This window comes from Luteibacter sp. (assembly GCF_009912395.1).
GTDB lineage: Bacteria > Pseudomonadota > Gammaproteobacteria > Xanthomonadales > Rhodanobacteraceae > Luteibacter.
Genome location: NZ_WNDO01000042.1, coordinates 20,681 through 29,775 on the forward strand (window position 1 = coordinate 20,681; position 9,095 = coordinate 29,775).

Annotated in this window: 10 protein-coding genes and 1 pseudogene; 8 read left to right on the forward strand and 3 right to left on the reverse strand. The window is 64.2% G+C overall.

Annotation, left to right across the window (positions count from 1 at the left end; genetic code table 11):
- Positions 1 to 151: 151 nt before the first annotated feature.
- Positions 152 to 673, forward strand: coding sequence for a 3-hydroxyanthranilate 3,4-dioxygenase (locus tag GAK28_RS23750; protein WP_291785155.1), 522 nt, complete (start codon positions 152 to 154; stop codon positions 671 to 673).
- Between the two features lie 16 nt (positions 674 to 689).
- On the opposite strand, the gene GAK28_RS23755 is transcribed toward GAK28_RS23750, so the two are convergent.
- On the reverse strand, positions 690 to 1,139 hold the full coding sequence (locus GAK28_RS23755; protein WP_291785176.1) for an NUDIX hydrolase: 450 nt from the start codon (positions 1,137 to 1,139) through the stop codon (positions 690 to 692).
- 256 nt (positions 1,140 to 1,395) lie between these two features.
- On the opposite strand from GAK28_RS23755, the gene GAK28_RS23760 reads away from it, so the two are divergent.
- The 3 genes and pseudogenes from GAK28_RS23760 to GAK28_RS23770 all read left to right on the forward strand — a co-directional run bounded on the left by GAK28_RS23760 (position 1,396) and on the right by GAK28_RS23770 (position 5,590).
- Complete coding sequence (locus tag GAK28_RS23760; protein ID WP_291785158.1) at positions 1,396 to 2,361, forward strand: hypothetical protein; 966 nt, start codon at positions 1,396 to 1,398, stop codon at positions 2,359 to 2,361.
- Between the two features lie 213 nt (positions 2,362 to 2,574).
- Positions 2,575 to 4,063: pseudogene (locus GAK28_RS23765) on the forward strand (amino acid permease).
- An 87-nt stretch (positions 4,064 to 4,150) separates the two neighbouring features.
- Entirely contained in the window at positions 4,151 to 5,590 is a 1,440-nt protein-coding gene (locus GAK28_RS23770; RefSeq protein WP_291785160.1) for an amino acid permease, read from the forward strand.
- A gap of 302 nt (positions 5,591 to 5,892) precedes the next feature.
- On the opposite strand, the gene GAK28_RS23775 is transcribed toward GAK28_RS23770, so the two are convergent.
- Positions 5,893 to 6,225 (reverse strand): high-potential iron-sulfur protein, encoded by a 333-nt coding sequence (locus tag GAK28_RS23775; RefSeq protein WP_291785161.1) that lies wholly within the window; start codon positions 6,223 to 6,225, stop codon positions 5,893 to 5,895.
- Positions 6,226 to 6,382: 157 nt separating this feature from the next.
- Between GAK28_RS23775 and GAK28_RS23780 the strand changes: the two genes are divergently transcribed.
- The 4 genes from GAK28_RS23780 to GAK28_RS23795 are packed head-to-tail and all read left to right on the forward strand — an operon-like array spanning position 6,383 to position 8,810.
- Entirely contained in the window at positions 6,383 to 7,027 is a 645-nt protein-coding gene (locus GAK28_RS23780) for a methylthioribulose 1-phosphate dehydratase (RefSeq protein ID WP_291785163.1), read from the forward strand.
- A complete protein-coding gene (locus GAK28_RS23785) occupies positions 7,024 to 7,590 on the forward strand; it encodes an acireductone dioxygenase (RefSeq protein ID WP_291785165.1) in 567 nt (188 codons plus the stop codon). Before GAK28_RS23780 ends, GAK28_RS23785 begins: the two co-directional genes overlap by 4 nt.
- Before the next feature lie 55 nt (positions 7,591 to 7,645).
- Positions 7,646 to 8,329 (forward strand): acireductone synthase, encoded by a 684-nt coding sequence (mtnC, locus tag GAK28_RS23790; RefSeq protein ID WP_291785168.1) that lies wholly within the window; start codon positions 7,646 to 7,648, stop codon positions 8,327 to 8,329.
- Positions 8,313 to 8,810 (forward strand): hypothetical protein, encoded by a 498-nt coding sequence (locus GAK28_RS23795; protein WP_291785170.1) that lies wholly within the window; start codon positions 8,313 to 8,315, stop codon positions 8,808 to 8,810. The genes mtnC and GAK28_RS23795 overlap by 17 nt, the downstream gene beginning before the upstream one ends.
- Before the next feature lie 27 nt (positions 8,811 to 8,837).
- On the opposite strand, the gene GAK28_RS23800 is transcribed toward GAK28_RS23795, so the two are convergent.
- The coding region (locus GAK28_RS23800) for an IS3 family transposase (protein ID WP_291776025.1) at positions 8,838 to 9,095 on the reverse strand (258 nt) is incomplete at its 5' end.

Genomic DNA, 9,095 nt, shown 5'->3' on the forward strand with positions numbered 1-9,095 from the left:
GTCCATCCTGGAAAGGAACGACCGTTGTACGACACGCGGGGGCGCGCCGGAAGTACCTTGCACACCGTCGTTCCGATCGCCTACAGGATCGCCCGGTCGCGACGCGTGCCCCGGGAGTATCATCGCCGGATTCCCAAAGGACGCCGTCCGCATGAGCCTGCTGCCGCCCCTGGACCTCAAGCGCTGGATCGAAGACCACCGCGACCTGCTGAAGCCGCCCGTGGGCAACAAGTGCATCGTCGATGGCGACTTCATCATCATGATCGTCGGCGGCCCCAACGCGCGTACCGACTACCACCACGACGAAGGTCCGGAATTCTTCTACCAGCTCGAAGGCGAGATGGTCCTCAAGGTCCAGGACGACGGCAACGCCCGAGACATCCCCATCCGTGCGGGCGAAATCTTCTACCTGCCCCCACGCGTGCCGCATTCGCCGCAACGCATGCCCGACTCAATCGGTCTCGTGGTCGAGCGTCGTCGCGTCGCCGGCGAGCGCGACGGCCTGATGTGGTTCTGCGAGAACTGCAACACGAAGCTGTTCGAGGCGTACTTCGAGCTGGAAAGCATCGAGCGGGATTTCCCGCCGGTATTCGAGCGGTTCTATCGCTCGCTCGACGCGCGCACCTGCAAGCAGTGCGGCACGGTGCATCCCGCGCCGGCCAAGTACGCCTGAAACCCTCCGGCTGGCGTCAACCCTTTCGGGACGCCAGCCACTTCCCCGCCATGCGGCGCAGCGATGTTTCCGCCGTCGCATCTATCGCCAGTTCGCTAACGGGGCGCCACGCCATGGCCAGCGATTCCTCGTTGATCGCGAAATCCTCGGATCCACGCGCCACGACGACATAGCGAACGTCGAAGTGCCAGTGCTCGGGCTCGTGCCCGCGTGCCGGAATGCGGTGCGCGTCGAGATCGAAGATGCCCGGCACGACCGCAAGGTCACGCAAGCCCGTCTCTTCCTCCGCCTCGCGCAGGGCAACGCCGGCCAGATCCGCGTCGCCATCGGCATGGCCGCCGGGCTGTAGCCAGCGCCCCAGCTTGCGATGGTGCATCAGCAGCACGCGCTCGCCATCCGCGCTCACCAGCCAAGCCGAGCCGGTGAAATGCCCTTCGAGCGTCTCGCGATGGAACGGCCGATCCATGATCGCCAGCCAGTCGGTGAACCGTTGTACCTCCGGCTCGTGCGGCCAGGTGGCGGCGTAGTGGCGGAAGGCATCGGCAAGCGCAGGGACTGACATCATGGCAGGTATCGCTGAAATCCAGCCCACAATAATCGCACGTTTTTTTCAGACTAGTCCGATGTCCTCGCGGAGAGCGGCTGCCTAGGATGGATTCCGACACGCCATACAGCGCGTCGCACCCACTCGCAGCCCCGCTACACCACGCAAGGAATCGCGAATGCCGCACTCCATTTTCACTCGCGCCCTGCCGGTGGGCGCTCTCGCATTCGCCGTCGCATCGGCTCCTGCGCAATCCACCGGCACGGCTCGTTTCACCGGCCCCCTGGTCACACCGGCCGTCAACACCCTGCCGAGCGGCCTGTTCAATATCGAGCCCTATCTCATCCACTCGAACAGCCGCGGCGACTACGACAACACCGGCGGACGCCACGTAGCGAGCCCGCAGTTCCGCCAGTGGCAGATCGCGGTGCCCATGTCGTACGGCATCACCGACAGCTTTGGCATCCAGGTCACGCCCACCGCCGCGCGCACGTCGGGCGGCGGCCGACATACCGATGGTCTCCGCCTTGGCGACACCGGTGTGCGCCTGCAACAACGACTGCTCGCACCCGACGACGATGGCGGCGGCACTGTACTGGCCGTTGCCGTGGCCAGGAACTTCACCACGGGGAAATACCACCAGCTCGACGCCAATCCACTTAATGCAACCGGCAGCGGCGCAGCGCGCACCACGCTTGCCGTCGGTGCGCAACGCCTGCACTGGCTCGAAGACGGTCGTGCGCTACGTTGGCGTAGCCAGGTCGCCTGGAGTCCGCGGCCCGATCGCATCCGCGTGCGCGACGCCAGCGTCTACGGTACCGACGCAGGTCTTCGCGGCTACGCGACGCCGGGACAATCCTGGAGCGCCACCTTCGCGGCGGAATACGCGCTCGATTCCCGCTGGGTGCTCGTCGGCGAAGCCATCTGGAATCACAATGGCGCCATCCACGTGCGTGGTGTCGATGCCCGTGGCGGCAGCATCGACCACCGCCTGGCCTCCGGACACGCCATCAGCCTCGCACCCGCCGTGGAATACCACTTCAATGCCAACGTCGGACTCATCGCCGGCGTCCAGTTCACTGTCGCCGGGCGAAACGTTACCGATTACGTAGCGCCGCAGGCCGCCGTGAACATGGTCTTCTGAACAACATCGACCACCCATGCACAACCGCCGCAAGTCATGGTCGACGCCCGCCACCCCTCGTGCAAGGCATTGGTATGCCTCGCAATGCAGCTTGTACCGCCAAGGCCCGCTGGGCTATGGTGCCGTGCGGCGCTATGGGGCAGCGGCGCATCCTCCGTGCATGACGCGGCGGTCCCAACAAAAAAAGCTACATTCCGGCTGTAGGGGAGACACATGCTGAAACACCTTTTCGCGACGCATCCGATCGAGGCCGCGCCGCATGTAGACGCTGGCGAACACATCGATACGGGGGCGCACGGAGGCGAACTCAAGCGCGTACTGACCGCGCGTCACCTCATCCTTCTCGGCATCGGCGCCGTGATCGGTGCCGGTATCTTCGTCATCACCGGCCAGGCCGCCGCGCTGCATGCCGGTCCCGCCCTGGTCATCAGTTTCGTCATCGCCGCGTTCGCCTGTGCCCTGGCGGGCCTTTGTTACGCGGAATTCGCCGCCATGCTGCCGGTGTCCGGTAGCGCCTACTCTTATTCTTACGCCACCCTGGGTGAGTACGTCGCCTGGTTCGTCGGCTGGAACCTGGTGCTCGAATACCTGTTCGCCGCCGCCACCGTCGCGGCAGGTTGGTCGGGCTACCTCAACGAATTCCTCGGCCTCATCAGCCAGGCGGTCGGCAGCGACATCACCCTGCCCGCCACGCTGTCGTCGGCGCCGTTCCAGTTCGTCAACGGCCACATCCAGGCCACCGGCACACTGATCAACCTGCCCGCCGTGATCATCATCGCCGCGCTGTCCGGCCTGTGCTACGTCGGCATCACGCAGTCCGCCTTCGTCAACTCGATCATCGTGGTGATCAAGGTCACCGTGATCCTGCTGTTCCTGGCGTTCGCCGTCCGCCTGGTGAACCCCGAGAACTGGCATCCGTTCATCCCGCCGCAGGAAGGTGAAGGCGTGTTCGGCTGGAGCGGCATCTTCCGCGCCGCCACCATCGTGTTCTTCTCCTACGTGGGCTTCGACGCCGTGTCGACCGCCGCCGGCGAGGCCAAGAACCCCCAGCGCGACATGCCCATCGGCATCCTCGGTTCGCTGGCGATCTGCACCGTCCTCTATATCGCCGTGGCGCTCGTCCTCACCGGCATCGCCCCCGTTCCGCATGCTGAATACGCCGGAGCCGGTGGCGACCGCGCTGGGCTTGTACCCGCAGCTGTCGTGGCTGAAGACCATCGTGGTGCTCGGCGCCATCACCGGCCTGTCGTCGGTGATCCTGGTCATGCTGATGGGCCTGCCGCGCATCTTCTTCTCCATGGCCCGTGACGGCCTGCTGCCGCCGGTGATGGCCAAGGTGCACCCGCGCTTCCGCACGCCGTACATCGGCTCGGTGATCGTCGGCGTCGCCGCCGCCGCCATGGCTGGCCTGTTTCCGGTGAGCGTGCTGGGCGAACTGGTCTCCATGGGCACCCTGCTGGCCTTCGCCACGGTCTGCCTCGGCGTGCTGATCCTTCGCTACACCCGCCCCGACCTGAAGCGCAGCTTCCGCGTGCCCTTCGTGTGGCCCATCTGCGTCATCGGTGCTCTCGCCTGCGTCTACCTGTTCTGGCAGGCGTTCGAGGAACATTGGCGCCTGATGGTCGGCTGGATCGTGATCGGCCAGCTCATCTACTTCGGCTACGGCTACGCGCACAGCAAGCTGCGCAAGTCGCTCGGCTAAGGCGCATCTCCATCCGGGGCCGGCGGACTTCCGCCGGCCCCTCACGTTTGACGGTATCCTTTCCGCTTCACTTCATCCGGGTCGTCCATGCTCGAACAGCTGCTCGCCAAGAAATCCCCCCAAGCCGAACCCGACGACGCGCACGGCCCTGCGCTGCGACGCACCCTCGGTCCGTGGGGCCTGACCGCCCTGGGCATCGGTGCGGTGATCGGCGGCGGCATCTTCGTCATCACGGGCGTCGCGGCCGCGGAACACGCCGGTCCGGCGATCATCCTGTCCTTCGTCATCGCGGCCATCTGCAGTGTGTTCACCGCGCTGTGCTACGCCGAGTTCGCGTCGCTCATCCCGGTGTCGGGCAGTGCTTATTCCTATGCCTACGCCACCCTCGGCGAAGGCGCCGCGTGGTTCATCGGCTGGAACCTGATCCTGGAGTACGGCGTATCCGCCTCGGCGGTGGCCGTCAGTTGGACAGGCTACTTCGTCAGCCTGCTCGACCACATTGGCATCCATATTCCTCCGGCGCTCACCAACGCGCCGCTGGATTTCGTGGATGGGCACCTGGTCACCACGGGTGCGTTGTTCAATCTGCCCGCCGTGGGCATTACGCTCGCGCTGACCTGGCTCTGCTACGTGGGCATCCGCGAGTCCGCCGGCCTCAACATGGCCATGGTGCTGCTGAAGACGGCACTGATCATCGTCGTGATCGTCGTCGGCGCCAGCCACATCGACACGTCGCACTGGCACCCGTTCATCCCGGAGAACCAGGGCGGCGACAAGTACGGCTGGCCCGGCATCCTGCGTGGCGCGTCTATGGTGTTCTTCGCCTACATCGGCTTCGAGGCCACCTCCACCGCGGCGCAGGAGTCCAAGAATCCCCAGCGCGACATGCCCATCGGCACGCTCGCTTCGCTGGGCATCTGCACGGTGCTCTACATCGCCATGGCGGCGGTGCTCACCGGCCTGGTGCCGTTTTCCGAACTCGATACCGCCGAACCCGTGGTCACCGCCATCCGCAACCATCCGGAACTGAGCTGGCTGCGCGGCATCGTGGAAGTCGGCGCGCTGATCGGCCTGTCGTCGGTGGTGCTGGTGATGATCATCGCGCAGCCGCGCATCTTCATGATCATGGGTCGCGACGGCCTGATGCCGAAAGTGTTCACCACGATCCACCCGAAGTACCGCACACCGCACATCAACACGGTCATCACCGGCCTCGGCATCGCGTTGCTCGCTGCCGTGTTCCCGCTCAACCTGCTCGGCGACCTCACGTCCATGGGCACGCTCGTCGCGTTCTGCGCAGTGTGCATCGGCGTGTTGATCCTTCGTCGCACCGCACCGGACGTGCCGCGCTCGTTCCGTGTGCCGTTCGCGCCGATCATGTGCACGCTCGGCGTGCTCAGCTGCATCTTCCTGCTCTACTCGATGGGCGTGCGCAACTGGGCCTTGATGGGTGTGTGGACCGTCGTCGGCGTGATCGTGTATTTCGCCTATAGCTATCGTCACAGCCGCCTTCGCAAGCAGGGTTGAGCCCTGTTTCCGAGACGTGACAGACATTTCGTTAATTTTCTGGAAATGTCTGTCAATTTATTGATTTTTAAACAAAATCAATAAATTTAAGGCTGCCGTTTAACTGCCATTGGCCGGTCACGCTTCGAGGGGAGTATGATCCCGGTTCCGAGGGTAAATCACTTGGCAGTGGGCCCCGGATTGCCGCCCGGCGCGTCAGGCGGGTCAGCTCCTCGGCCTGGCGCGCTTGGGCTGCATTTTGATCGTCCCAAAAGAAAGGCCAGCCCCTGGGGCTGGCCTTCGTGTTTTTACCCGGATCGAAATCAGGCGAGGTGCGTGTGCGAAACGCACCATCCCTTGGCGGCCACGGCCTTGCCCGGGAACAGCTGACACGGGCCCCAGGCGGCGGCGTTTTTACCCTGGTAAAAACTGCAGTCTGCGCAGAAATCTTTCGGCGTCTTGCGGCCCTGCCCCTTGGAGGCATCCTCGACATACTTCAGGGCCAAGGCCGTGGGATCGGACGGCGACAGGTGCGGCAGGTCCTGGGCGACCGCGAGGCGCGGGAGCGCGCCAAGCACAGTGGCAGCAGCCACGCCGCCGGCGGCTACCTTGAGGAAACGACGACGCCCCTCATTGTTCGAATCGTGATGCGACATACAGCAAGAACCTCCATCGAAAATTCGCCGGCTCCCATCCCCGCCGGTACCGGCCCCGCATCCTACGCGTTCGGCAAAAGCGGAGTGGTTCGCATTAACACCGGGCGGTCATGGGCGGCGTGATATGCTGACAACCTTGTTTAGACGTCCAAATACCATGTCGAAGACCTTGTCCCACATCGATCCCGCCCTGCTGGCCCAGCGCGCCGACGCCATCGCGGATGCCGCGCGCGAACTGGCTGCCTTCGGCTGGACACCCGCCACCAGCAGCAACTTCTCCATGCGTCTGAACGACGACCTGGCGGCGATCACCATTTCTGGCCGCGACAAGGGTCGCCTCGGTCGCGACGACATCATGGTGGTGGACATGGACGGCAAGGCCGTCGGCAGCGATTCGCGCCCGTCGGCCGAAACCGGACTTCACACACAGGTTTACAAGCGCTTTCCCGAGGCGAATGTGGTACTGCATACACATTCGCGTACGCAAAGCGTGTCATCGCGGCTTTTCGCCAAAGAGGGCGTGATCCGGCTAGAGGGCTGGGAACTGCAGAAGGCAATATCCGGATACACCACGCACGAAAGCGTGTTGGACATCCCTGTTTTCCCCAACACCCAGCATATGCCTGAGCTCGAGGCCCAGGTGGATGCATGGATCGACTCAGGCAAGCCGCTGTACGCCTACCTCATCAACGGACACGGCATTTACACCTGGGGCCGTGACATGCCCGAAACCCGCCGACACCTCGAGGCCCTGGAATTCCTGCTGGGCTGTGAACTCGACCTGCGGAGACTTTCCCCATGAGCCGCCTGCGCATCTATAACGATAACAATAGCCACGAATGCTCGGAATTCACCGAGCACGCAGCCATTTCCGACCAGCTCAAGAAGGTCGGCGTGCGCTTCGAACAGTGGGAAGCCAACCAGCCGATCGTCCCGGGCGCCAGCCAGGACGAAGTGATCGCCGCCTATCGCGCCGACATCGACCGCCTCATGGCGGAAAATGGCTACACGACCGTCGACGTCATCAGCCTCAAGCCCGACCACCCGGATCGTGCCGCGTTCCGGCAGAAGTTCCTGAACGAGCATTCGCACAGCGAGGACGAAGTCCGCTTCTTCGTCGCCGGCGCGGGCCAGTTCACCCTGCACATCCAGGGCAAGGTCTACGAGGTGCTCTGCGAAAAGGGCGACCTGATCGGCGTGCCGGACAACACCACGCACTGGTTCGACATGAGCGAGTCCCCGTACTTCGTGGCTATCCGCCTCTTCACCAATGTCGAGGGCTGGGTGGCCAATTTCACCGGCTCCGACATCGCCGAGCGCTTCCCGCGCATGGCTCCGCATCCGTCGGCCGCCAACGCTTCGTAATCGGCAGCCCCTCGGCTATCCTGCGGGTCTTCCCCGACCCGCAGGCTTTCACCGCATGACCGATATCCGCGCCGTCCTCACCGACATCGAAGGCACCACCAGCTCGATCGACTTCGTCAAGGACGTCCTCTTCCCCTACGCCCGCCAGCACCTGCCGGCTTTCGTAGAGACCCACGCCGACGATCCGGAAGTCCAGGGTTGGCTGCATGAGGCGGCCAAGGAAGCGGGTATCGTCGAAGCCTCGCGCACCGAGATCATCGACCTGCTGATCCGCTGGATCGACGAAGACCGTAAGGCCACGCCGCTGAAGGCCCTGCAGGGCATGATCTGGCGTGAAGGCTACGAGTCGAAGGCCTATGCCTCGCATATGTACCCAGAAGTCGCCGGGCGCCTAAAGGCGTGGCACGACCAGGGCCTGAAGCTCTATGTCTATTCGTCCGGCTCGGTACCGGCGCAGAAGCTCATGTTCGGCTTCAGCGAAAGCGGCGACCTGACCCCATTGTTCTCCGGTTACTTCGATACCCAGACCGGCCACAAGCGCGAAGAGGCGTCCTATCGCCGCATCGCCGAAGCCATTGGCCTGCCGGCCGCCCAGATCCTGTTCCTCTCCGACATCAAGGAAGAGCTGGACGCCGCGCGCGCCGTCGGCATGCACACCACGCACCTCGTCCGTCCGCCGCTACCCATGGTGGACGCCGGCCACCACGCCGTCACCGATTTCCATGCCATCACACCTTGACCCTCGCCAGCGAACGCCGCTCTACGTCCTGGCCGCTTTCGCGGCCGGCGTGCTGATCACGATCGGCGTTCTCCACTACGGCCCGAAGCCGGTCACTACGCAGCCAGAGCCCGTCGTCCACGCGGCCGCACCAGCTCCTGCGGAATCGGCACCCGCGCCGTCGTCGAGCACCGACGAACCGGCCCTGGATGTCGACAATGGCGACTGGCCCAGCGATGCGCCGACGCCGGAGCAGGTGTTCACGGCGCAGCCGGACATGGTCCGCAAGGCGATTGCCGCCCTGGCGCCACGCACGGCGGGCAAGCCGAACATCTACGCCATCGCCTTTGGCGGCGACGGCTCGGAGGATGTCTTTCGCAATGAGGTCGAATACCTCGACCGGATGATGGATCGCCGCTTCGGCAGCCCGCACCACACGCTGGTGCTGGAAAACAACCCGGCGACACTGAGCACCCGGCCGCTGGCCAGTTGGACGAACTGATCTTGCCCCTGATTTACGGACACCTATCTAAGCGACATTGGCCAGCTCGTACTGCTCTGGGCTGAGGTAGCCCAGGGTCGAGTGCAGCCGGATCCGATTGTAGTCAACCTCAATGTAGTCAAACACATGAGCCTTGGCCTGCTCCCGTGTGGCGAGGTGTTCACCATGGATGGCCTCGACCTTCAGACTGTGGTTCCAACTCTCCATTGCTGCGTTGTCGTAGCAGTTGCCTCTGGCACTCATGCTGGCGATCAAAGCGTATTGCTCCAACAGGGCGCGGTGCTC